Below are 22,190 nucleotides of genomic sequence, written 5' to 3'. Positions count from 1 at the left end.
CCTAGTGCCCCTAAGGAGCCGCCGCTTGGGACAAAGACATGAGCACATTCGAATTCCTCTGGCAGGGTATTCTGGTTGCTGCGCAGCCGATCAACCTGCTCTATGCCTTCATCGGCGTGACCCTGGGTACCGCCGTCGGCGTGTTGCCGGGCATTGGCCCGGCGCTGACCGTGGCGCTGCTCTTGCCCGCCACCTACAAGCTCGATCCGGGCGGTTCGCTCATCATGTTTGCCGGTATCTATTACGGCGGCATGTACGGCGGCTCGACCACCTCGATCCTCCTGAACACGCCGGGTGAAAGCGCCTCGATCGTCACAGCGCTCGAGGGTAATAAGATGGCGCGTGCGGGCCGTGGCGGGCCGGCGCTGGCGACAGCCGCCATCGGCTCCTTTGTTGCTGGCCTCATCGCCACGCTCGGCCTCGCTTTCGTCGCGCCCTATATCGTCAAGCTGGCACTTGTTTTCGGTCCGCGCGAATATTTTGCGCTGATGGTGCTTGCTTTCGTCACCGTCTCCTCCGCCTTCGGGGATTCGGCGCTGCGCGGTCTCACGTCGCTCTTCATCGGCTTTGCGCTCGCCATGGTCGGCATCGACCAGCAGACGGGCCAGGCTCGCCTTTCCTTCGGCATTCCCGATCTGCTCGACGGTATCGAGGTGACGACGCTCGCCGTCGCGATGTTCGCCATCGGCGAGACGCTTTATATCGCCGCCCAGGGCAATCGCGGCGAGGACAAGGTGGAAGCGGTGCGTGGCTCGCTCTGGATGAATGCCCAGGACTGGGCGCGTTCCTGGAAGCCTTGGCTGCGCGGCACGATCATCGGCTTCCCGATCGGCGCCATGCCGGCCGGCGGTGCCGAAATCGGCACTTTCCTTTCCTATGCCACAGAAAAGCGTCTGTCGAAGAGCCCCGAGGAATTCGGTCGTGGCGCCATTGAAGGCGTCGCCGGTCCTGAGGCCGCCAATAATGCCTCGGCTGCCGGAACGCTGGTGCCGTTGCTGACGCTCGGCCTGCCGACATCTGCGACGGCGGCAATCATGCTTGCCGGCTTCCAGCAGTACGGTCTGCAACCGGGGCCGCTGCTGTTTGCGACCAATCCGCAGCTCGTCTGGGGTCTCATCGCCAGCCTGCTGATTGCCAATGCGATGCTGCTGGTCCTGAACTTGCCGATGATCGGCCTCTGGGTTCGCCTGCTGACGGTTCCGAAGCCATGGCTTTATGCCGGCATCCTGCTGTTTGCCACACTCGGCACCATCGGTGCTAACCCGTCGGTCTTTGAGCTCGGCATGCTGCTTGGCTTCGGCGTGCTCGGCTATATCATGAGGATCTTCGGTTACCCGATCGCCCCTACTGTCGTCGGCCTCATCCTCGGGCCGCTGGCGGAGCAGCAGCTCCGCCGCGCACTGTCGATCAGTCAGGGCGATGTAACTACGCTCGTCATGTCGCCAATCGCCTGCGGCCTATTGATCGTCGCTGCTGCTGCCTTCCTCATTCCGCTGATCCTGAGATTGCGTGGCCGCGGCCAGGTTCTCTCTCAGCTTGCGGCAAACGAAGACTAAAACAAAAGACGACCCTGACCCCTAACTCAGGCTGGCCGTGGCGACACGGCCGGCCATTTCTTTGCGATTTGTCATTTTTGTCGGCATCTGGAAATTAACGTCCCTGTAACTATCTGAATTCAAACGGAAAATTTATCATATCCCTGAGCTTGGTTCTTTCGCCGGCGAAAGAAATATGCGCTTTTTGCATAGCTGCGGTGATTTCCTGCGCGTTGTAGGTGCATGCAGATTCCCCCATCTAGAAGGGGTCAACCAAAGAGCGAGAGGAAAAGAAGATGTCCGCTTTCAGAAAGTCGATCCACAATAGTTTCCTGGCCCGCGCCTTTGCAGCGCTCGGTGCTGCGAACGCAGTCAGCGCCGCTGTCGAAGGTGGCCGCAAGCCGCGCGCCCGTGACCTGCAGGAACTTGGTATCGATCCGGTTAGCTTCGGCCGTGTCATCCGGTAAGACGTGCCGGATGCATAGATTGAATACCAAGTACCTCTTGAATGAATGAGCCCGCAACCGGTTGGTCGCGGGCTTTGTTTTTTGGACTATGCGGGCCGCAGCGCCAGACCGCCGCGGCTTTTTGACCATCAGGCGTGCAGGCGCTCCCGCTCGGGGACATCAGCTTCTTTCTGCCGTTCGTGCCTGTTGTGGCGGATCGATGACCAGAGCGAGATGCCGATGAGCGCCGCGCCGCCGAGGCCGGTGATGACTTCAGGAATGTGCGTCAAGGTCTGCACATACATGATCACCGAGAGGATCAGGATGGCGTAGAAGGCGCCGTGTTCCAGATAGCGGTATTCGGCAAGCGTCCCCTTTTCCACCAGCATGATCGTCATGGAGCGCACATACATGGCACCGATGCCGAGGCCGATGGCGATGACGAACAGGTTTTGCGTCAGCGCGAAGGCGCCGATGACGCCATCGAAGGAAAAGCTGGCATCCAGCACTTCCAGATAGATGAAAGCGCCGAGGCCACCCTTTGCCGCCTCGCTCATCGCGCGCTGCGATGCATCGAGGAGACCGCCGATGACTTCCACCGCCAGGAAGGTCACGAGACCGTAGATGGCGCAGTAGACGAAGGTGGTCGCGTCTTCACCCTCCAGGAGGTAGGAGAAGAGCAGGATCAGCAGGAGCACGAAGGCGATCTCGATGCCCTTGATCGTGGCCGAACGCGCCATCAGCCGCTCCAGCGAGCTTATCCAGTGGACTTCCTTCTCATGGTTGAAGAAGTAGGAGAGGCCGACCATCATCAGGAAGGTGCCGCCGAAGGCTGCGATCGGCAGATGGGCATCGTTCATGATGCGGGCATATTCGGCAGGTTCACGTGCCGCCAGCACGAGTGCTTCCCATGGTCCGATCTTTGCCGCGATGGCGACGATTGCCAGCGGAAAGACGATACGCATGCCGAAAACGGCAATGACGATGCCCCATGTCAGGAAGCGGTGCTGCCACACGGGGGTCATTTCCTTGAGTTTGTTGGCGTTGACGATGGCATTGTCGAAGGAGAGCGAAATCTCCAGAACGGCCAGCACGGTGCAGATGAAGAAAACGGTGGCCATGCCGCCAAGTGTGCCGGTCGATTGCCAGCCAAGGAAGGCGCCGAGTGCAAGGCCGACCGCCGTGACGATGAAAGCCCAGCGGAAATAGCCGAGCGAGGATTTGTGGGATTGGAGCTGGTTCATGGCTGCACCTCGCAGCCGCAAACCTGGTCGGAAAATGGGGTGAAAGCAGAAAAACGCGTACCACTAAGGGCATGCGCGTTTGGCATGATGAGCTTTTTCATCGATGAAAAATCCGCCGGCTAATTTGCAGGCGGTACCGACATCACGAGAGCGCCGTAAAAACTCTCGCCAGAGGGGCCCGGCACCAGGGTTCCCCCGCAGCCGATGTCTGGATGAGGCTGCGGGTGCTCCAGTAGGTAGTGAAGTTGTCGCGCCAGTCAAGACACCCGATCGGTCAGAGCTAGCGATTTCTTTGGAACCATGCGGGGCTCTCGCCCGTTACGACCTAGCTGAGCCGATGAAAACATCTGAGATGGTCTTGAAGGAGGGCGACGATGCAGAATTCGACCCATGTTCCCGATAAGCGCACGGAAGCCTCAGACCGCATGAAGCGGGCAAGACCCAATCGCATGCAAAAAGCCCAGGTGCTTCCGCCGCACCAAGTCGACCTGACGCTTACGCCGGGTGTCTTCCACGACATCCATGTGCCTGCTCATGTCACCGGCAGTGACCTTTCCAAGGGCGGACCTGACATCAAGAGCGACGATACCAAGCTCGCAAAGCCCGTCCGTTGAAACCAGTTCCGTAAAACAAGACAGGTGAGATGCGAATGACAATCAATCTTGTGCCGCGTGATATCTTCATCCAGCACGAATATGAGTGGCAGGCCGTACGCGAGGCGGCCGAGCGCCGGATGGATATCGGCAAGCGCGAGACGCCATCCGTGCCGCCAAGTGAGCAAACAGCGAAGATGCCCGCTACTGCACCTTCGGCAGCGCAAGGCTGCTGAGTCCCAGGTAGAACTTGTGCGAGACGCCCGGCCATGAAGCCGGGCGTTTTCATGTCCGGCGAATTTCGGTTCGGGAAAGCGATCCGCGGCGATGACTTGCCAACCTTTCGGAAAGGATTGCGCAGCGATAATCCGACCCATTCAAGGGAATCGGATCGATGGCCAAAACAGCGACACGCGGCCGCCGCAAGGCGCCGGCAAAAAGGAAGAGCAGCGCATCCTCCGGAGGCGCGATGCCCTGGTTCGTGCTCGGCATCGCCGCGGTGGGCGCCATTGCCGCCTATGACAACTGGAAAACCATTCGCCCGATGCTTGGCAAGGCACCGGCTGCCGTTATCCGCGAAGCGGCTGAAGCCAAGCCTCAGGCATCCAAGGACGCGCCGAAGCAGGTTGCTGTCGCAGCACCTGCCGCCAAGCCACGGCAGACGAACGATCCGGTGCCGCCTATGGCGATCCCCTCGGCTCCGGTTCCGACGGCAAAGATCGTGCCGGCCTCTATCTCCCCTGTTGCCCCGTCTTCTTCGGAAACCGCCAAAGCCGCCTTTGGATATTGCGGGCAAGGCGAGCATATCAATTGCGTCGGCGATGCCGGCACCTTCTGGTACAAGGGTGAGAAGATCGTCATCGCTGATATGGTGAGCCCGGATGTCGACCGCGCGCGCTGTGAAGACGAACGGAAGGTCGCCTTCGCCGCCAAATCGCGGCTGTTGGCGCTGCTGAATGCCGGTCCGTTCAACATGAATGCCGCCGGCAAGGCGAATGACCGTGGCGCGCCGCGCGTCATTTCGCGTGACGGGCGCTCCTTCGGTACGCGTCTTATCAATGAGGGCCTAGCGAGGAAGCCGGGATCTGCCTCAGGCTCCTGGTGCGCCTGAGGCTGTCAGTCCAACGATCTCTTATTTTCCACCGTTTTTCCGTGCCGGTGCCTTGCCGCTGGTGCGGAAGCTGCCCGTGAAGGCCGAATCCTTGCTTTCCGCCGTGCATTCGATGGCTGTCGGCTTGCCGGCATAGGGATTGCCGAAGGTGCAGAAGCCTGCAACCTTCACCTCGCCCGTCATCTTGTTGCCGACACCCGTGGTGACGAGGCTGAGCGGCAGGCGGGCATTGCCATTGGATGCAGGCTTGATGGCCTTCCCATCGCCCTGGAAGCCCAGCAGCTTGCCATCTGAGGTGAAGATGAAGGTGACGGTGCCGTTGACGAGCGTCACACTTGCCAGCTCTCCCTTGCAGCCCTTCGTGGCGTCGAACTTGGCGACGACCAGCTTCTGGCACTTGCCGCCAAGCGCGATGACGCCGGGCGCGCCTGGAAAATTGTCATCCGCCTGCGCTGCAGCGGCAAAAGTGAGGGTGGAGAAGGCGGCGATGGCAAGCGCAGATAATTTCATTTCGATTCGAACCCCGTGTCCTGACGAGGCGAATCAACGCCTCGGGCTCATTATCGCGCATGGCATGGCTCTGTGTCCGAATTTGGTTTGGCATCGAAGATGGATTTCTATCGTCTCAGCACTGATACATTTGCTCCAGTGACCTGAGCAGGGCCAAGGGGCAAACTTGGAACGTCTCCTCACCGACATCCGGGTGCCGCTCCAGATATCTCTTCGCGATTTCGACGTACTCGGTTTGCGAAATCGTAACGTTCCGCGGCGAGCAGTATAAGAGGGGTTGTCCTCAGCTGCGAGGTGGGTGTTCATCATTCGAAGTGTCAATCCGGCCTCGCCGATCAGCATCGTGACGACGCTTGTCTCCTTGCTATCCGTGAGCGTGCGGAGCTTCATGTCTTCTTTTGCGGAAGCCGGGCTCCAGCTCAGCACCATCAGCAATATCAATCCGATGAAAATTTTCATGTGCCCCCCAATGCGGGAGAGCGAAACAACATTGCAACCGCTTGGTCAGACCGCTTTTCAGGGAAGTCTCGACAAATGCGGCACGGAACAAGCAGACACATCGTACCGGTCTTAGAAGGGCCTGCGAAGGCCACAGCGTCAAAACTAAAAAGGCCTTTCGATTTCTCGAAAGGCCTTTGCTTTTCAGCGAATTAGGATGGTGGGCGTGACAAGGATCGAACTTGTGACCCCTACGATGTCAACGTAGTGCTCTCCCGCTGAGCTACACGCCCATCCGATGTCGGCGCATAGACCACAAAACCTCCGGAGCCGTCAATAGGCTTTTTTGAAGTTTTGTGACGAGCCGCCAAGACGCCTTACGCGGCAAGCATCTTGTTGACCTCGTCGACGAGGTCGCGCAGGTGGAAAGGCTTGGAAAGGACCTTTGCGTCCTTCGGAGCCTTCGAATCAGGGTTCAGCGCAACGGCTGCAAAGCCAGTGATGAACATGACCTTCAGGTCAGGATCGAGCTCGGTCGCGCGGCGCGCCAGCTCGATGCCGTCCATTTCCGGCATGACGATATCGGTCAGCAACAGGGAGAAGGGCTCTTCACGCAGGCGGTCATAAGCGCTCGCGCCGTTGTCGTAAGAAAGGACCTTGTAGCCGGCCTTTTCGAGCGCCTTCACCAGGAAGCGGCGCATGTCGTTGTCGTCTTCGGCGAGAAGTATCTTCTGAGTCATTAATCCGGACCGCTGATCACTAGTGTTTTATGGGATACCAGCCGTCTACACTAGACTTCGCCCGGTAAACAACCGGTGAAATCGCCCTGGCCGCGACCGCCATCCCTTCTATGTAGTATGGACTTAAGGGCAGGCAACTGGCAACATGGCCGTCACAGCCACTTGATGACATGGTAAAGAGGGCAGAAAGTGCCGGAAATACGCGAATACGAGCTTTTTGAAGTGCATGAGCCCGTGTCGCAGACCATTCCCTTCGTCTACAACTCCCCTCACAGCGGCCGCATTTATCCACCGGAATTCATCGCGCAGTCGCGGCTGGAAGGTATCTCAATACGCCGTTCTGAAGACCATTATGTCGATGAACTGTTCGGCGCGGCCGTGGATCTCGGCGCACCGTTGCTGCTTGCGAATTTCCCGCGCGCTTATCTCGACGTCAATCGCGAGCCCTACGAGCTCGATCCGCGCATGTTCGACGGGCTGTTGCCGCCTTATGCGAATATCAATTCGCTAAGAGTTGCAGGCGGGCTTGGTACGATTCCGCGCATCGTGGCTGAGAACATGGAAATCTATGCGCGCCGGCTACCCGTTCAGGAAGGGCTGGAGCGTGTCGAAAGCGTCTATAAGCCCTATCACTTCGCGCTGCGGCGGCTGATTGCGCGCACGCATGTGCAATTCGGCTTCGGTGTCCTGATAGACTGCCATTCCATGCCGGGCAATGTGCGTGTCGCCGGCAGTAATGCGCGGCCGGATTTCATCATCGGCGACCGTTACGGCACCAGCGCTTCGGCAGAGCTTTCGCGCACGGCGATCGGCATTCTCGAGGAGATGGGTTTTGCGGCGATCCGCAACAAGCCCTATGCCGGCGGCTTCATCACAGAGCATTACGGCCGGCCGTCACGCGGGCTGCATGCGCTGCAGATCGAGGTCAATCGCTCGATCTATGTCGATGAGGTAACGCTGGAGAAGCGGCCGGATTTCGACACCGTTGTGGCCGCCATCACGTCGTTCATGCGGCAGATGGCTGATTATGTCGAGAAATTTGCCGGCGACCGAGCCCTTGCGGCCGAGTGATTTTCAGCCTTCAGGTCAAAAAAAACCGCGCTTCGTCAGCGCGGCTAAGTCTAGGGAGGAAACACCCAAGGAGGGTATTTACAGTCAGAAGACTGTAGGTAAGACGCTACTGCTGCATTGCACAATTGTCAAGCAATATATTGCACTGCAAAATCTTTAGGCAGCTAATCGGAAATTGCCTGTTGTATTTGCATTTCGCCGCTTTTTCGCTATGAAAAACGCCATTTCCCGCTAGCCATATGGATTTCTCCATGCTTCCCGACCGTTCGTTCTTCAACCGTCTCGCCGAAGCTGCAAAGGCAGAAACCCTGCCGCGCTTTCGCTCGGGCATCAATGTCACCAACAAGCTGTCATCGGGCTTCGATCCGGTCACGGAAGGCGATAGGGCCGCCGAGACGGCTATTCGTGCGCTGATCGAGGAGCATTTTCCCGAGCACGGCATTCTGGGCGAAGAGCATGGCGATGTCGGTCTCGATCGCGAGCATGTGTGGGTGATCGATCCGATCGACGGCACACGCGCCTTCATTTCCGGCGTTCCGGTTTGGGGAACGTTGATCGGCCTGCAGAAGAATGGCCGGGCGGTTGCCGGCATGATCGAGCAGCCCTTCACCGGCGAGCGGTATTTCGGCGATGAGAATGGCTCGACCTATAGCGGGCCGGAGGGTGAGCGCCGGCTGCAGGTGCGCGACTGCGACGCACTCTCCAATGCCATCCTCTTCACCACCTCCCCGCATCTCTTCGTCGGCGAGGAGATGGAGAAGTATCGTGAGATCGAAAGCAAGGTCAGGCTCTTTCGTTACGGCTGCGATTGTTATGCCTATGCGCTGCTGGCCGCGGGCCATGTCGATCTCGTTATCGAGAACAGCCTCAAACCCTATGACGTCGGCGGGATCATTCCTGTCATCGAAGGCGCCGGCGGGATCATGACCACCTGGGACGGGGCGCGGCCGGAAAATGGCGGCTCCATCATCGCAGCCGGCAGCAGGGCGGTTTACGAAGAGGCGATCACCATCCTGCAGCGCTAAAGCAACGACATGCGTAAAAAGGCTCAGACGCCGATCGCCGTCACGTCATCAGTCGCCTCGGCATCGCTGCCGGGAATGAAGGCATGGAAGGCGGCAAGCGCGGCTGTGCGATAAATATCCCTTTCCTGGAATATCTCGTGGCGGGCACCGTTGATCGGGACAAGCTGACCGGCGCGGAAATAACGTGAAAGCCGTTCTTGCGCCGTATAAGGCACCAGTCCGTCGCGCGTCGGCGCGATGACGACGGAGGGGATGGTAATCGAGAAGAGATGGTAGGGTTGGGTCACCCGGTCGATCGCTTTCATGCATTCGTGCATCCAGCGGGCGGTTGGCGCTCCGAGAGCGAGCTCCGGGTGAGCCTTTGCGATCGCCGCGTTCCGTTCGAAACGCGTTTCATCCGATGTGAGAGGGTTATCAGGGAATTGCAGTTCGTTCATCTTGCCGAGCGGTACGCCGCCGAGGCCGATGGCGCTAAGCGTGGCTGATACCGTGCGGATAATACCCTCGGAAGCAGCCTGGCCAATAAGGCCAAGGAAAGGGGCTGACAGTACCATGCGCTCGATGCGCGTCGAAAGATAAGGGGCGGCGGAAAGCGCAATCAGCGCGCCTGTGGAATGGGCGAGCATGTAGAAGGGCAGCCTTGTATCCGGCAGCACGACCTTTTCGAGGAACGTGTCGAGATCGCGCTCGTAATCGGAAAAGCGGCGGATGTGGCCGTGATTGCGTTTCTTGATCAGCCGGGGCGAGCCACCCTGACCGCGCAGATCATAGGTCGCGACCCAGAGCCCCTTAGCGGTGAGGTCGCGGATCGTTTCGAAATACTTCTCGATGTATTCGCTGCGTCCGTGCAGGAGGACCACCGTTCCGTGGGCGACCGGTGTTTGCGACCGGAAGACTGCAAAACGCAACTTATGGCCGTCGTGGGTCTCGAAAAAGCCCTCGGTTCGGTTTTCCGGCGCCGGATTGTCTGGAGTCGAGTAAAGAACCTGTTCCATAGCGCAGTGTTTCTTCGCATGAGGGATATACTAGGGGATACCGCAGGGATCTGGAAAATCAATGGCGAAATTACCGCTTAATATGAGCAAAGTGTAATATATTGAGATTTTTCTATACGACAACATTGGCAAAAGCTGAGACACGCCGAGCCGCAGCATCAACTTGCGGAGCTATATGCCTGAAGAAAAGTGGCCGGCGGAGCTGAGGGAGCTCTTGGCCGGCCGAATCTAGGCTGAAGAAGAAGGGACGATACACTCCAGCCTTCGGGCCAGTGTCACCCGATGCGCCTATCTCTAGCGAGCGGCGTCTGAACCTTCGCCGAACCTGCCGTTCATGCCGGGTTCACGCAGGAATTCCAGCGATTTGGCGAGGGGCTTGAAGTCTCGGAAAGCCATCACCATTTGAACTTTGCGGACGCCGGAAGGGTCCGCGCAACCGTCCCGAAGCCGCCAAGAATGGGGTTTCAGGGGCATCATATCGCAACACGTCGCTTCCCAAGGAGGACATCATGCGTCACGTAGACTTCTCTCCCCTGTATCGTTCCACCGTCGGTTTCGACCGTCTCTTCACGATGCTCGACAGCCTTGCCCAGCCGGAGCAGGTCCCCACCTATCCGCCCTACAATATCGAGCGGACCGGTGAGAACACCTATCGCATCACCATGGCCGTTGCCGGCTTCGACGAAACCGAACTCGCCATCGAATCGCATGCCCACGCGCTCACCGTAAAGGGTGAAAAGCGCGAAGAAAATGCTGATGGCAGCGAGTACCTGTATCGCGGCATCGCAAAGCGCGCATTCGAGCGCCGCTTCCAGCTTGCCGACCATGTCGAAGTGACCGCTGCTTCGTTGAAGAACGGCCTCCTGCACATCGACCTCCTGCGCAGCATCCCGGAGGCTCTGAAGCCCCGCAAGATTGCGATTGCCGCAGAGCCGGTCGAAGCTCCGAAGGCCATCGAAGCACAGGTTGTCAACAACTAACCCGCTTTCAGACGGATCAGACAAACGGCGCCCTTGAGGGGCGCCGTTTTTGTTTATGGTCATTTTGTTCGATCAGGCTGGGCTTGCAGCTTCTTCAAGCTGCTTTTCGGTCGCTCGGCGGGCTGCGGCCGCCGCATATTTCTGGGCGATAACGGCGCAGACCATCAGCTGGATCTGATGGAAGAGCATCAGCGGCAGGACGATCGCGCCGATCGACTGGCCGGCGAAAATGACGTTTGCCATCGGTACGCCACTTGCGAGGCTCTTTTTCGAGCCGCAGAAGGTGATGGTGATCTCATCGGCCTTGCTGAAGCCCAGCCAGCGGCTGCCGTACATGGTCATGATTAGAACGAGGGCAAGCAGCACCATGTCGGCGATGATGACGGCAGCGATGTCGGCGATCGAGAAGGTGTGCCACAGACCTTCGACGACGGCCGTCGAGAAGGCTAGATAGACGACCATCAGGATGGAGCCGCGATCGACGGGCATCAGGATCTTCTTCTTGGAGCGGATCCAGTCGCCGATCCAGGGCTGCAGGATCTGGCCAACGACGAAGGGGGCCAGAAGCTGGAGCAGGATCTGTTCGAGCGCATCGAAGGAGAAGCCGCCATGGCCGCCGACCGAAAAGAGCAGGCCGACGAGCAGCGGCGTCAGGAACATGCCGAAGATATTGGAAGCTGAAGCCGAGCAGATCGCCGCCGGCACGTTGCCGCCAGCCATCGAGGTGAAGGCAATGGAGGATTGGACCGTCGACGGCAGCACGCAGAGGAAGAGAATGCCGAGATAGAGCGGCTGCGGCAGGATCGAATCTGGAATGAGACCCACTGCGAGGCCAAGGATCGGGAAAATACCGAAGGTCGTCAGCAGGATCACCAGATGCAGCCGCCAGTGCAGCAGACCGGCGATGACGACATCGCGTGAAAGGCGCGCGCCATGCAGGAAGAACAGGAGCGCGATGGCGATATCGGTCGCCACACCGAACCAGTCGGCAAACGTGCCGCTCGCCGGGAAGATCGAGGCGAGAATAACGGTGCAGACGAGCAGGATCGTGAATGTATCGGGTAAGAAGCGGCGCATGGCGGTCTCGCTGGAATAAATGAGTCATTGTTCTGTCTCTCATTATGATCCAGGATGCAAGAAATAACAGTTATCACGAATATGGATATTAGGCATGCTGGATCTCTCACAGCTTCGCAGTTTCGTTACCGTCGAACAAATGGGCAGCTTCACGCTTGCTGCTGAAAGGCTGGGTCTCGGGCAGTCGACGGTCAGCCAGCACATTCAGAGGCTGGAGACCTCGCTCGGGCGTCGGCTGCTGGAGCGGGATACGCACAAGGTCGTGCTGACCGGTGACGGCGAGGCCCTGCTTTCGCATGCGCGCGCCATGCTGTTGATCGAGGGGCAGGTGCAGTCGCTGTTCAAGGGCGGCAGCCTGCGGGGACGCCTGCGGCTCGGCGTCTCCGAAGATTTCGTGACGAGCCAGTTGCCGGCGGTGCTGGAAGATTTCGTGCGCTCGCATCCCTCCGTCGACCTGGAACTGACTGTCGCGCTTTCCGGTGTGCTCTACGAAATGCAGGATGCGGGAGCAATCGACCTCGTGCTTGCCAAGCGGAGGCTCGGCGACGAGCTCGGAAGGCTCGTCTATCGAGAGCCGCTGGTGTGGTTGGCGCGTGATCCGGAGCATGTACTTGCATCCGGTCCGCTTCCCTTGATCGCTTTCCCGCCGCCGAGCGTCACGCGCGCCATCGCGCTGGAGGCGCTCGGGCGGCATGGTGTGGCCTGGCGCATCGTGTGCACCTGCGGCAGCCTGAGCGGGCTGACGGCTGCTGCGCGCGCCGGCATGGGGGTGCTCGTGCAGCCGCGCAGCATGGCGCCCTCGGGTCTGAAGGAAATCGCTCCAAGCAAGTTACCGGCGCTGGAGGATGTCGAATTCGTTCTGGTGCCGCGCAAGGGAGCCGATCAGGCGTTGGTGGCGGCCCTTTCGGAGGATATTTTGAAGAAGGTCAGGGGTTTGCGGTCTACCTGAGTGCAAAATCCCGCCCGAACGGCGGGATTTTCGTTCGAAGAATCGGCTTTGTTCCAAAAGAGACCGGAACACACCACCTTGCGAGCGGGCGTCCGGTGCTCTCAAAAATCAGGCCGCCAGGCACTTCAGGAAGCCGTCGACATCGGCTTCGGTCGTGGCGAAGCTGGCGACCAGCCGAATGAGCGTTTCGCCTTCCGAAACGAGATCCGATGTGCCGGCCGGGATTGGCCATTCGTAGAATTTTGCGCCCCTGGCTTCTGCCGTCTTCGCTGCGGACTTCGGAATTACGGCGAAGACTTCGTTCGAGGCTGTCGGCCAGGCGAGGCGAGCGGAATTGCTGGCGCCGATACCGGCGCGCAGGCGGTCTGCCATGCCGTTGGAATGGCGGGCGAGATCAAGCCAGAGGCCGTTTTCGAAATAGGCATCGAACTGGGCTGCGATGAAGCGCGACTTGGAGAAGTGCTGGGCGGCGCGCTTGCGAATGAAATGCATTTCCTTCGCCTGCTCCGGATTGAAGAAGACGATCGCTTCCGCGCACCAGCAGCCATTCTTCGTGCCGCCGAAGGAGAGGATGTCGACGCCGCGCTTCCAGGTCATTTCGGCAGGTGTTGCTTTCAGTGCGATGAGCGCATTGGCAAAGCGCGCACCGTCCATGTGCAGGGGCAGTCCCCGTTTCTTGGCGATCGAGGAAATTTCGCCGATTTCCGGCAGCGAATAGACGGTACCGATTTCGGTCGATTGTGTGATGGTCACAGCGCTGGCGCGGCCATGACGGAGGGCATCTTCGGGGAAGTGCGCGATCTTTGCCGAGAGCCTGGCCGGATCGATCTTGCCGGCCTCACCGTCGACGGCCATGAGGCGGGCGGAGCCGGAGAAGAATTCCGGCGCGCCGCATTCATCCTCGATCACGTGGGCTTCCGAATGGCAGAAGGTGATCCCGCCGGGGCGCTGGACGCTCGCCAGCGCCAGAGAGTTGGCTGCTGTGCCGGTTGCGACGAAGAAGACGGAAACCTCGCGTTCGAAGATCTCGGAGAAGCGGGCGTCCACCTTCTTGTCGAGATCACTGTTGCCATAAGCGGCCGCAAACCCGGCGGATTCGGCAAGCAGGCGTTCGGCAATGGATTTATGGGCGCCAGCCCAATTGTCAGAAGCAAAAATCATGGAGGAAACCATTGAAAATCATGGGGCGGGAGGTTCGGGAAGGGACTTTACGCCAAAGCTTCACAGGATCAAGGGCGGAAGCCGGAATGCATCACAGAAATTGAACTGCGTAATCAAAAAACAAAATGGCTTCTCTCTGTGTAATTTTATGTCGCTGTTTTGGCCGATTTGGCAATCTTCCGTCGCAAATTGATGTTTTTTTAAGAGGATGCCCTTGCGAAGAGGAGTTGTTTCTGGCATTGAACGGATGAACTAGGACAGGGTTGCTGTCCTATTTTGGCCTTCCCGGCCGAAGAGGCGCCGAAAGCCCTGGCACAGAGCGGCTTTCACGCTATAGTTCTTTCGAGCGCCAAGCCTTCACATGGCGGCGCGCGGAGGCGAATGGCAGGCGCGGAACGCGACGGTTTGCTTTCCTTGAGAAGCAGGTGTCTGCGACCGGATCTTCACAATGCAACAGCGCTGTCACGCGCCGGACCTATCTTCAGGGTGCGGAGCGCGACAAAAAGCCGCCCGCAGTCCCGCGGGCTTCGACAGGAGGAAGACGATGACGAAGATGACGCCATCCATGGGTATTGACCAGTTCGCAGCAGCAGACGTGCGCGCAACGGCCAATACGCGTAAATCCGCCTCCGGCCTGCCGAAAAAACAGGGGCTTTACGATCCACGCAACGAACATGACGCCTGCGGTGTCGGCTTCGTCGCGCATATGAAGGGTCAGAAGTCCCACCAGATCGTCAAGGACGGTCTCTTCATCCTCGAAAACCTGACGCACCGCGGTGCCGTCGGCGCCGATCCGCTGATGGGCGACGGCGCGGGTATTCTCGTGCAGATTCCCGACCGCTTCTTCCGCGAGGAGATGGCCAAGCAGGACATTACTCTGCCGAAGGCCGGCGAATATGGCGTCGGCCATATCTTCATGCCGCGTGACGAAAAGCAGATCGAACATTTCAAGAAGGTGATCAAGGACGTCATCACCGAAGAAGGCCAAGTTTTCATCGGCTTCCGCGACGTACCGGTCGACAATTCCTCGCTCTCGAAGGCGCCGGCGATTGCCGCGACCGAGCCGCATCATGTGCAGGTCTTCATTGGTGCCGGCAAGGATGCTGCGACGAACGACGAATTCGAGCGCCGGCTCTTCACCCTTCGCAAGGTCATCTCCAACCGAATCTATGATGAGTTCGACGGTGAAGAGAGCCACTTCTATCCGGTGTCGCTGTCGAGCACGACCGTCGTCTACAAGGGCATGTTCCTGGCTTACCAGGTCGGTGCCTATTATAAGGACTTGTCGGACCCGCGCTTCGAAAGCGCGGTGGCACTCGTGCACCAGCGGTTCTCGACCAACACCTTCCCATCCTGGAAGCTTGCGCACCCTTACCGCATGGTCGCCCATAACGGTGAAATCAATACGCTGCGCGGCAACGTCAACTGGATGGCGGCGCGTCAGGCTTCGGTCTCCTCTCCGCTTTTCGGCGAGGATATCTCCAAGCTCTGGCCGATCTCCTATGAGGGCCAGTCGGACACGGCCTGTTTCGATAACGCACTCGAATTCCTTCTGCGCGGCGGCTATTCGCTGTCGCATGCGGTCATGATGCTGATTCCGGAAGCCTGGGCCGGCAATCAGTCCATGTCGCCGGAGCGCAAGGCATTCTACGAATATCATGCCGCTCTCATGGAGCCTTGGGATGGTCCGGCTGCCGTTGCTTTCACCGACGGCAAGCAGATCGGTGCGACGCTCGACCGTAACGGCCTGCGTCCGGCCCGCTATCTCGTCACCAATGACGACCGTGTCATCCTCGCTTCCGAAGCCGGCACGCTGCCGGTCGCGGAAGAAAACATCATCCAGAAGTGGCGACTGCAGCCGGGCAAGATGCTGCTGATCGACATGGAAGAGGGCCGGATCATCTCTGACGACGAGGTGAAGGCGCAGCTTGCGAACGCTCATCCTTATCGCAGCTGGCTGAACCGCACGCAGCTGATCCTCGAAGACCTGAAGCCGGTCGAACCGCGCGCGCTTCGCCGCGACGTCTCGCTGCTCGACCGCCAGCAGGCCTTCGGCTACACGACCGAGGACACCAGGATCCTGATGTCGCCGATGGCGACGACGGGCCAGGAGGCGATCGGCTCGATGGGCACGGATACGCCGATCTCGGCCATGTCCGAGAAGTCGAAGCTGCTTTATACCTATTTCAAGCAGAACTTCGCGCAAGTGACGAACCCGCCGATCGACCCGATCCGTGAAGAGCTCGTCATGAGCCTCGTTTCCTTCATCGGTCCGCGTCCGAACATTCTCGACCATGAAGGCATGGCGAACGCCAAGCGCCTCGAAGTGCGCCAGCCGATCCTGACCAATGGCGATCTCGAAAAGATCCGCTCCATCGGTCATACGGAAGACCGTTTCGACACCAAGACGCTCGACTTCACCTATGATGTGGAGCGTGGTGCCGAAGGCATGCCGGAAATGCTCGATCGTCTCTGCGAGCGTGCGGAGGCAGCCGTCAAGGGTGGCTACAACATCATCGTGCTCTCCGACCGCCAGGTCGGGCCGGACCGGATCGCTATTCCCGCGCTGCTCGCAACCGCTGCCGTGCACCATCACCTGATCCGCAAAGGGCTGCGTACCTCGGTCGGTCTCGTCGTCGAAACCGGCGAGCCGCGCGAAGTGCATCATTTCTGCCTTTTGGCCGGTTACGGCGCCGAAGCGATCAACCCCTATCTCGCCTTCGACACGCTGCTCGACATGCATGCCAAGGGCGAATTCCCGAAGGAAGTCGATGCTAGCGAAGTGGTCTATCGCTACATCAAGGCGGTCGGTAAGGGCATCCTCAAGGTCATGTCCAAGATGGGCATCTCGACCTATCAGTCCTATTGCGGCGCGCAGATCTTCGATGCGATCGGCCTGCAGTCGGAATTCGTCGACAAGTACTTCTTCGGTACGGCGACGACCATCGAAGGCGTTGGTCTCGAAGAGATCGCGCGCGAGACCGTTGTTCGCCACAAGGCAGCCTTCGGCCGCGACCCGATCCTGGCAAGCACGCTCGATATCGGCGGCGAATATGCCTATCGCATGCGCGGCGAAAGCCATGCCTGGACGCCGGATGCCGTCGCTGCCCTGCAGCATGCGGTGCGTGGCAATGCCGAGGATCGCTACCGCGAGTTCGCCGAGATGGTGAACACGTCGGCGCTGCGCATGAACACGATCCGCGGCCTCTTCAAGATCAAGAGCGCGGAGGCGCTCGGTCGCAAGCCGGTGTCGCTCGACAGCGTCGAGCCGGCAATCGATATCGTCAAGCGCTTCTCCACCGGCGCCATGTCCTTCGGCTCGATCAGCCGCGAGGCACATACGACGCTGGCGATCGCCATGAACCGGATCGGCGGCAAGTCGAACACCGGTGAGGGCGGCGAAGAGAGCGACCGCTACATGCCGCTGCCGGATGGTTCGTCGAACCCCGAGCGTTCGGCCATCAAGCAGATTGCGTCCGGCCGCTTCGGTGTGACGACGGAATATCTCGTCAATGCCGACGTGCTGCAGATCAAGGTCGCGCAGGGCGCCAAGCCCGGCGAAGGCGGTCAGCTGCCTGGCCACAAGGTCGATGCGGTCGTTGCCAAGACGCGTCACTCGACCCCGGGCGTCGGCCTGATTTCGCCGCCGCCGCACCACGACATCTACTCGATCGAGGATCTGGCGCAGCTGATCTACGACCTGAAGAACGTCAACCCGACCTCGGATGTCTCGGTCAAGCTCGTCTCGGAAGTCGGCGTCGGCACGGTTGCCGCCGGCGTTGCGAAGGCGCGCGCCGACCATATCACGGTCGCCGGTTTCGATGGCGGTACGGGCGCATCGCCGCTCACCTCGCTGAAGCATGCCGGCAGCCCGTGGGAAATCGGCCTTGCCGAAACCCAGCAGACGCTGGTGCTGAACGGTCTGCGCTCGCGCGTCGCCCTGCAGGTCGACGGCGGTCTGAAGACAGGCCGCGACGTCATCATCGGCGCGCTGCTCGGTGCCGACGAATTCGGCTTCGCGACGGCACCGCTGATCGCTGCCGGCTGCATCATGATGCGCAAGTGCCATCTCAACACCTGTCCGGTCGGCGTGGCGACGCAGGATCCGGTCTTGCGCAAGCGCTTCAAGGGCGCGCCCGAGCACGTCATCAACTACTTCTTCTTCGTCGCCAACGAAGTGCGCCAAATTCTGGCCTCCCTCGGCTTCACCAGGCTCGATGAGATCATCGGCGCTTCCGAGCTGCTCGAGAAGGACGAGATGCTAGCGCACTGGAAGGCTAGGGGACTCGATTTCGCGAAGATCTTCCACAAGGTCGATGCACCGAAGGAAGAGACTTACTGGACGACGCGCCAGAAGCATCCGATCGACGACATTCTCGACCGTAAGATGATTGCGGCGGCCGAACCGGCGCTGGCGTCGAAGACGCCGGTCGCCTTCGAGGTCGACATCAAGAACGTCGACCGTTCGGCCGGCGCGATGCTCTCGGGCGAAGTGGCCAAGCGTTATAACCATCGCGGCCTGAAGGAAGACACGATCAACGTCACCCTGAAGGGCACGGCGGGACAGAGCTTCGGCGCGTTCCTGGCGCGCGGCATCACCTTCAACCTCGTTGGCGACGGCAACGACTATGTCGGCAAGGGTCTTTCGGGAGGCAAGATCATCATTCGTCCGCCTGACAATTCGAGGATCGTGGCTGAGAACTCGATCATCGTCGGCAATACGGTGCTCTACGGCGCGACCGAAGGTGAGTGCTACTTCCGCGGTGTCGCGGGCGAGCGCTTTGCGGTTCGTAACTCCGGCGCGATCGCCGTCATCGAGGGCGTGGGCGACCACGGCTGTGAATATATGACGGGCGGCGTGGTTGTCGTGCTCGGCGGAACGGGCCGCAACTTCGCAGCCGGCATGTCCGGTGGCGTGGCCTATGTTCTCGACGAAGCCGGCGATTTCGCCAGCCGCTGTAACATGGCCATGGTCGAGCTCGAGCCGGTTCCGGAAGAGGACGACATGCTGGAGAAGCTGCACCATCACGGTGGCGACCTCATGCACAAGGGACGCGTCGACGTCTCCGGTGACATGACGCGCCACGATGAGGAACGGCTCTATCAGCTGATCTCCAATCACCTGCACTACACGGGCTCTACTCGTGCCAAGGAAATCCTTGAGCACTGGGGTGACTACCGTCCGAAATTCCGCAAGGTCATGCCGGTCGAATATCGCCGCGCGCTTGAGGAAATGGAGCGCAGCCGGATGGGCATCGCTGCCGAGTGATTGCACCGAACAATCCGCCACGCCTCAACAGCGCGTGGCGGGTGACTGAAATATCTCAATGACTCAACGACGATCAGCCGCGAGCTTGAAGCTGGCGCGACCGCGTGGATGGAAATCAGGAGATATGTTCTGATGACGGTCAAAGCAAACAACCTGCCTCCGCGATCGAGGCTGAACAGACAACTGGCCGCAGGCGAGGCGGTCATGAGGGTAAGGGACGAAAATATGGGTAAGGTAACAGGGTTTCTGGAAATCGATCGGCAGGTAGCGAAGTATCAGCCGGCGTCGGACCGCATCCGGCATTTCCGTGAATTCACGATCCCGATGTCGGACCCGGAAGTGCAGAAACAGGCAGCCCGCTGCATGGACTGTGGCATTCCCTACTGCCACGGCCCGACGGGTTGCCCTGTTCATAACCAGATTCCTGATTGGAACGACCTCGTCTACAACAACAACTGGGAAGCGGCGATCCAGAACCTGCATTCGACCAACAACTTCCCGGAATTTACCGGCCGCGTCTGCCCGGCTCCGTGCGAGGAAGCCTGCACGCTGAACCTCGAAGATGCGCCGGTCGCAATCAAGACGGTCGAACAGGCAATCGCCGACAAGGCCTACGAACTCGGCTTCATCCGTCCGCAGCCGGCGACGATCCATACCGGCAAGAAGGTAGCGATCATCGGCTCCGGTCCGGCCGGTATGGCGGCAGCCCAGCAGCTCGGCCGCGCCGGCCATGATGTGCATGTGTATGAGCGCGAGACAAAGCCGGGTGGCCTGCTGCGCTACGGCATTCCGGACTTCAAAATGGAGAAGAACTTCATCGATCGCCGTGTCGAGCAGATGAAGGGCGAGGGCGTGACCTTCCATTGCGGCGTCAATGTCGGCATCGACGTCAAGGTCGAACAGCTTCTGGCTGATCATGATGCCGTGCTTTACTGCGGCGGTTCCGAGACACCGCGTGAAGCCGGCATTCCAGGCACCGATCTCGCCGGTGTTCATGACGCGATGCCCTATCTGGTGCAGCAGAACAAGCGTGTCGGCCGCGAAAACATCGACAGTACCGGCTGGCCGTCCGATCCGATCCTGGCCGGCGCCAAGCATGTCGTCGTCGTCGGCGGTGGTGATACGGCTTCGGACTGCGTCGGCACGGCTTTCCGTCAGGGGGCGGTCAAGGTGACCCAGCTCGACATTCGCCCGCAGCCGCCGGAAAAGGAAGACAAGCTCGCTGTCTGGCCCTTCTGGGCAACGAAGATGCGCACCTCCTCTTCGCAGGCCGAAGGCGCGATCCGCGAATTCCAGGTCGCGACGCTCGAATTCGTCGGTGAAGACGGCGTGCTGACGGGCGTGAAGTGCTGTGAAGTCGATGAGCGTCGTCGCCCGGTACCGGGAACGGATTTCGTCATCAAGGCGGATCTCGCCTTCATCGCCATCGGTTTCAGCGGTCCGTTCAAAGACAGCGTGCTGAAGGAGCTCGATGGCAAACTGACGCTCAACACCGACAAGCGTGGCTCAACCAATGTTGTCGCCAACGACCGCGACTACAAAACCTCTGTCGATAAGCTCTGGACGGCGGGCGACGTGCGCCGTGGCCAGTCTCTGGTCGTCTGGGCGATCCGTGAAGGCCGCCAGGCAGCACGCGCCATCGACGAAGCGTTGATGGGCTCGACGGTTCTGCCGCGCTGATTTGCCGGAAGAATTGGTCAGGTAATAAACTCCGCCGTATCCCGGCGGAGTTCTTCGTGGTGCGACCAGTTGATGCGCGGCTGCTTCAGGCAAGCCTCATGCAAAGGGCCGCTCGGGCGGTCCTTTCTCATTTTATAGAAGTTTCTGCCGTCGTCCTCAGCGTCGGCATGCGATAGTCGTCGATGCGGCCTGCGGGTGCCGGTGCCATTTCTCCCTGCTCGACCAGGAGATCGCGCGGCGATTTCGTCAGCGTCACAGGCATAGCCCTGCTGGCGCCGAGCAATTCGGCTCCGCCATCAAGGTTCGGGTCGGACAGGCTGATCGGCTGCGTATGTTCCACTGGATCGGTGGGCAGCGTCAGTGCCGGCAGGTTGCCGGGGTCGAGGCGCACGAGGTCGGGACTCGCCTGGGTGCCGAGAATGCGGCGCGCCGGCTTTTCGACATAGAAGGCGAGCTTGCGGCGGCCCGCCTGTGTCAGGTTGATGCCGTCAGTGGTGCGCAGGCGCACTTGCTGGCCGTTGACGTCGGAGCCGGTGACGATGAATTTACCGTTCTCATCCACGAAGCCGTCCCAGATATCGACGAATTCGCCGCCGATGCTTTCCATCTGGTTGCGATAGAGCTGATTCATCTGCACGGCGTCGGATGTCATCGAATCGGATTCGAAGGCGGGAAGTCCGACCCAGAGCAACGGGATCTTGCGGCCTGTGATCTCCTTGCCAAAGGCAAGTACGCGGCGCTGGTATTCGGTAAACCAGCCGTCGGTACGGAATTTTTCCTTGCCGAAATCGGTCACCATCTGCTGGCGATCATTGGCGCCGATCATGACGACGACCATCGCCGGCTTCAGTTCGTCGATCATCTTCGGCAATTCGCCGGGCCAGTTGTAATAGTCGTCGCGTACGAGACCCGATGACACATTGCTGCGGGCTTCGACCACGACACCTGGAGAGGTTTCAAAGGCCGCAGTGAGGCCGTCACCGAGGCCACCGGCGAGGAAGTCGCCGACAACAAGGATTTTCTGGGCGCTATCTAGCTTTTGAACAACCGGCTCAGCCGGCGTTACGGGCGCCGTTCGCGTCGGGGTTACGGCCTTCTGTGTTGCTGGCGGGCGCCGGCGCTGCTGCTGCCGTCTGGGCTGGTCCCGCATTTCGGGCTGCGGATTCTCATCGATGTAGCGGCGCCCGAGAAAGAAATCGAGGATGGACCGGCGCTGGTAGCGAAGCTCCTGCGCTTCGGCATAGTGCATCGGCACCATCGAGCCGAGGCAAAGGGAAAGCGCGGCTGCGGCAAACACAAGCACGCGAATCCATCGGGTCCGGTTAGTTTTTCTCGTCATCGGGCAGTTCCGCATCTGCCGGGCATC

General features: G+C 59.9%; 18 protein-coding genes and 1 tRNA gene. 11 read left to right on the top strand and 8 right to left on the bottom strand.

Annotated features, from left to right (window positions below):
- Positions 1-38 precede the first annotated feature (38 nt).
- Positions 39-1,556, top strand: coding sequence for a tripartite tricarboxylate transporter permease (locus tag ACK9YZ_RS17785; RefSeq protein WP_416064689.1), 1,518 nt, complete (start codon positions 39-41; stop codon positions 1,554-1,556).
- A 275-nt stretch (positions 1,557-1,831) separates the two neighbouring features.
- Positions 1,832-2,002, top strand: a complete 171-nt coding sequence (locus tag ACK9YZ_RS17780) for a hypothetical protein (protein WP_216755906.1) — start codon at positions 1,832-1,834, stop codon at positions 2,000-2,002.
- A gap of 128 nt (positions 2,003-2,130) precedes the next feature.
- On the opposite strand, the gene ACK9YZ_RS17775 is transcribed toward ACK9YZ_RS17780, so the two are convergent.
- Entirely contained in the window at positions 2,131-3,225 is a 1,095-nt protein-coding gene (locus tag ACK9YZ_RS17775; RefSeq protein WP_216755905.1) for a DUF475 domain-containing protein, read from the bottom strand.
- Positions 3,226-3,599: 374 nt separating this feature from the next.
- Here ACK9YZ_RS17775 and ACK9YZ_RS17770 point away from each other — a divergent pair, with 374 nt between their 5' ends.
- The 3 genes from ACK9YZ_RS17770 (at position 3,600) to ACK9YZ_RS17760 (ending at position 4,929) form a co-directional block, all read left to right on the top strand.
- Positions 3,600-3,839, top strand: coding sequence for a hypothetical protein (locus ACK9YZ_RS17770; protein WP_416064688.1), 240 nt, complete (start codon positions 3,600-3,602; stop codon positions 3,837-3,839).
- Between the two features lie 35 nt (positions 3,840-3,874).
- On the top strand, positions 3,875-4,054 hold the full coding sequence (locus ACK9YZ_RS17765) for a hypothetical protein (protein WP_216755903.1): 180 nt from the start codon (positions 3,875-3,877) through the stop codon (positions 4,052-4,054).
- A 158-nt stretch (positions 4,055-4,212) separates the two neighbouring features.
- A complete protein-coding gene (locus ACK9YZ_RS17760; RefSeq protein WP_216755902.1) occupies positions 4,213-4,929 on the top strand; it encodes a hypothetical protein in 717 nt (238 codons plus the stop codon).
- 21 nt (positions 4,930-4,950) lie between these two features.
- On the opposite strand, the gene ACK9YZ_RS17755 is transcribed toward ACK9YZ_RS17760, so the two are convergent.
- The 3 genes from ACK9YZ_RS17755 to cpdR1 form a co-directional block, all read right to left on the bottom strand.
- Positions 4,951-5,439 carry a hypothetical protein gene (locus ACK9YZ_RS17755; protein WP_216755901.1) on the bottom strand — a complete coding sequence of 163 codons (489 nt, stop codon included), beginning with the start codon at positions 5,437-5,439 and terminating at the stop codon, positions 4,951-4,953.
- Between the two features lie 656 nt (positions 5,440-6,095).
- Positions 6,096-6,170 (bottom strand) — tRNA-Val (locus ACK9YZ_RS17750).
- Positions 6,171-6,254: 84 nt separating this feature from the next.
- A complete protein-coding gene (gene cpdR1, locus ACK9YZ_RS17745) occupies positions 6,255-6,617 on the bottom strand; it encodes a response regulator CpdR1 (RefSeq protein ID WP_003542883.1) in 363 nt (120 codons plus the stop codon).
- A 189-nt stretch (positions 6,618-6,806) separates the two neighbouring features.
- Between cpdR1 and ACK9YZ_RS17740 the strand changes: the two genes are divergently transcribed.
- Together ACK9YZ_RS17740 and hisN are read left to right on the top strand one after the other, a co-directional pair.
- Complete coding sequence (locus tag ACK9YZ_RS17740; protein WP_416064687.1) at positions 6,807-7,688, top strand: N-formylglutamate amidohydrolase; 882 nt, start codon at positions 6,807-6,809, stop codon at positions 7,686-7,688.
- Between the two features lie 251 nt (positions 7,689-7,939).
- The gene (gene hisN, locus ACK9YZ_RS17735; RefSeq protein WP_216755899.1) at positions 7,940-8,713 is read left to right on the top strand and encodes a histidinol-phosphatase; all 774 of its coding nucleotides are present in this window, start codon (positions 7,940-7,942) and stop codon (positions 8,711-8,713) included.
- 23 nt (positions 8,714-8,736) lie between these two features.
- Here the strand turns inward: hisN and ACK9YZ_RS17730 are convergent, their stop codons facing one another.
- Positions 8,737-9,708 carry an alpha/beta fold hydrolase gene (locus tag ACK9YZ_RS17730; protein WP_416064686.1) on the bottom strand — a complete coding sequence of 324 codons (972 nt, stop codon included), beginning with the start codon at positions 9,706-9,708 and terminating at the stop codon, positions 8,737-8,739.
- A 509-nt stretch (positions 9,709-10,217) separates the two neighbouring features.
- Between ACK9YZ_RS17730 and ACK9YZ_RS17725 the strand changes: the two genes are divergently transcribed.
- The gene (locus tag ACK9YZ_RS17725; RefSeq protein WP_183735274.1) at positions 10,218-10,688 is read left to right on the top strand and encodes an Hsp20 family protein; all 471 of its coding nucleotides are present in this window, start codon (positions 10,218-10,220) and stop codon (positions 10,686-10,688) included.
- Positions 10,689-10,760: 72 nt separating this feature from the next.
- On the opposite strand, the gene ACK9YZ_RS17720 is transcribed toward ACK9YZ_RS17725, so the two are convergent.
- Positions 10,761-11,765, bottom strand: a complete 1,005-nt coding sequence (locus tag ACK9YZ_RS17720) for a bile acid:sodium symporter family protein (RefSeq protein WP_216755897.1) — start codon at positions 11,763-11,765, stop codon at positions 10,761-10,763.
- A 94-nt stretch (positions 11,766-11,859) separates the two neighbouring features.
- Between ACK9YZ_RS17720 and ACK9YZ_RS17715 the strand changes: the two genes are divergently transcribed.
- Entirely contained in the window at positions 11,860-12,714 is an 855-nt protein-coding gene (locus ACK9YZ_RS17715; protein WP_216755896.1) for a LysR family transcriptional regulator, read from the top strand.
- 108 nt (positions 12,715-12,822) lie between these two features.
- On the opposite strand, the gene ACK9YZ_RS17710 is transcribed toward ACK9YZ_RS17715, so the two are convergent.
- A complete protein-coding gene (locus ACK9YZ_RS17710; RefSeq protein ID WP_416064685.1) occupies positions 12,823-13,875 on the bottom strand; it encodes a threonine aldolase family protein in 1,053 nt (350 codons plus the stop codon).
- Between the two features lie 544 nt (positions 13,876-14,419).
- Here ACK9YZ_RS17710 and gltB point away from each other — a divergent pair.
- Positions 14,420-19,144 (top strand): glutamate synthase large subunit, encoded by a 4,725-nt coding sequence (gene gltB, locus ACK9YZ_RS17705; protein ID WP_416064684.1) that lies wholly within the window; start codon positions 14,420-14,422, stop codon positions 19,142-19,144.
- A 225-nt stretch (positions 19,145-19,369) separates the two neighbouring features.
- The gene (locus tag ACK9YZ_RS17700) at positions 19,370-20,824 is read left to right on the top strand and encodes a glutamate synthase subunit beta (protein ID WP_416066764.1); all 1,455 of its coding nucleotides are present in this window, start codon (positions 19,370-19,372) and stop codon (positions 20,822-20,824) included.
- Positions 20,825-20,951: 127 nt separating this feature from the next.
- Here the strand turns inward: ACK9YZ_RS17700 and ACK9YZ_RS17695 are convergent, their stop codons facing one another.
- Positions 20,952-22,163, bottom strand: a complete 1,212-nt coding sequence (locus ACK9YZ_RS17695; protein ID WP_416064683.1) for an SGNH family hydrolase — start codon at positions 22,161-22,163, stop codon at positions 20,952-20,954.
- Positions 22,164-22,190 lie beyond the last annotated feature (27 nt).

Source organism: Rhizobium sp. ZK1 (assembly GCF_047782645.1).
Classification (GTDB): Bacteria; Pseudomonadota; Alphaproteobacteria; order Rhizobiales; family Rhizobiaceae; genus Rhizobium.
Note: the sequence above shows the minus strand (reverse complement) of the source record. Positions and strands in the feature narration are given on the sequence as shown.

Bases quoted from the DNA above. Each gene is read 5' to 3' on its own strand.
- ACK9YZ_RS17785 (WP_416064689.1), top strand. From the start codon at position 39: ATGAGCACATTCGAATTCCTCTGGCAGGGTATTCTGGTTGCTGCGCAG.
- ACK9YZ_RS17780 (WP_216755906.1), top strand. From the start codon at position 1,832: ATGTCCGCTTTCAGAAAGTCGATCCACAATAGTTTCCTGGCCCGCGCC.
- ACK9YZ_RS17775 (WP_216755905.1), bottom strand. From the start codon at position 3,225: ATGAACCAGCTCCAATCCCACAAATCCTCGCTCGGCTATTTCCGCTGG.
- ACK9YZ_RS17770 (WP_416064688.1), top strand. From the start codon at position 3,600: ATGCAGAATTCGACCCATGTTCCCGATAAGCGCACGGAAGCCTCAGAC.
- ACK9YZ_RS17765 (WP_216755903.1), top strand. From the start codon at position 3,875: ATGACAATCAATCTTGTGCCGCGTGATATCTTCATCCAGCACGAATAT.
- ACK9YZ_RS17760 (WP_216755902.1), top strand. From the start codon at position 4,213: ATGGCCAAAACAGCGACACGCGGCCGCCGCAAGGCGCCGGCAAAAAGG.
- ACK9YZ_RS17755 (WP_216755901.1), bottom strand. From the start codon at position 5,439: ATGAAATTATCTGCGCTTGCCATCGCCGCCTTCTCCACCCTCACTTTT.
- cpdR1 (WP_003542883.1), bottom strand. From the start codon at position 6,617: ATGACTCAGAAGATACTTCTCGCCGAAGACGACAACGACATGCGCCGC.
- hisN (WP_216755899.1), top strand. From the start codon at position 7,940: ATGCTTCCCGACCGTTCGTTCTTCAACCGTCTCGCCGAAGCTGCAAAG.
- ACK9YZ_RS17730 (WP_416064686.1), bottom strand. From the start codon at position 9,708: ATGGAACAGGTTCTTTACTCGACTCCAGACAATCCGGCGCCGGAAAAC.
- ACK9YZ_RS17725 (WP_183735274.1), top strand. From the start codon at position 10,218: ATGCGTCACGTAGACTTCTCTCCCCTGTATCGTTCCACCGTCGGTTTC.
- ACK9YZ_RS17720 (WP_216755897.1), bottom strand. From the start codon at position 11,765: ATGCGCCGCTTCTTACCCGATACATTCACGATCCTGCTCGTCTGCACC.
- ACK9YZ_RS17715 (WP_216755896.1), top strand. From the start codon at position 11,860: ATGCTGGATCTCTCACAGCTTCGCAGTTTCGTTACCGTCGAACAAATG.
- ACK9YZ_RS17710 (WP_416064685.1), bottom strand. From the start codon at position 13,875: ATGATTTTTGCTTCTGACAATTGGGCTGGCGCCCATAAATCCATTGCC.
- gltB (WP_416064684.1), top strand. From the start codon at position 14,420: ATGACGAAGATGACGCCATCCATGGGTATTGACCAGTTCGCAGCAGCA.
- ACK9YZ_RS17700 (WP_416066764.1), top strand. From the start codon at position 19,370: ATGGGTAAGGTAACAGGGTTTCTGGAAATCGATCGGCAGGTAGCGAAG.
- ACK9YZ_RS17695 (WP_416064683.1), bottom strand. From the start codon at position 22,163: ATGACGAGAAAAACTAACCGGACCCGATGGATTCGCGTGCTTGTGTTT.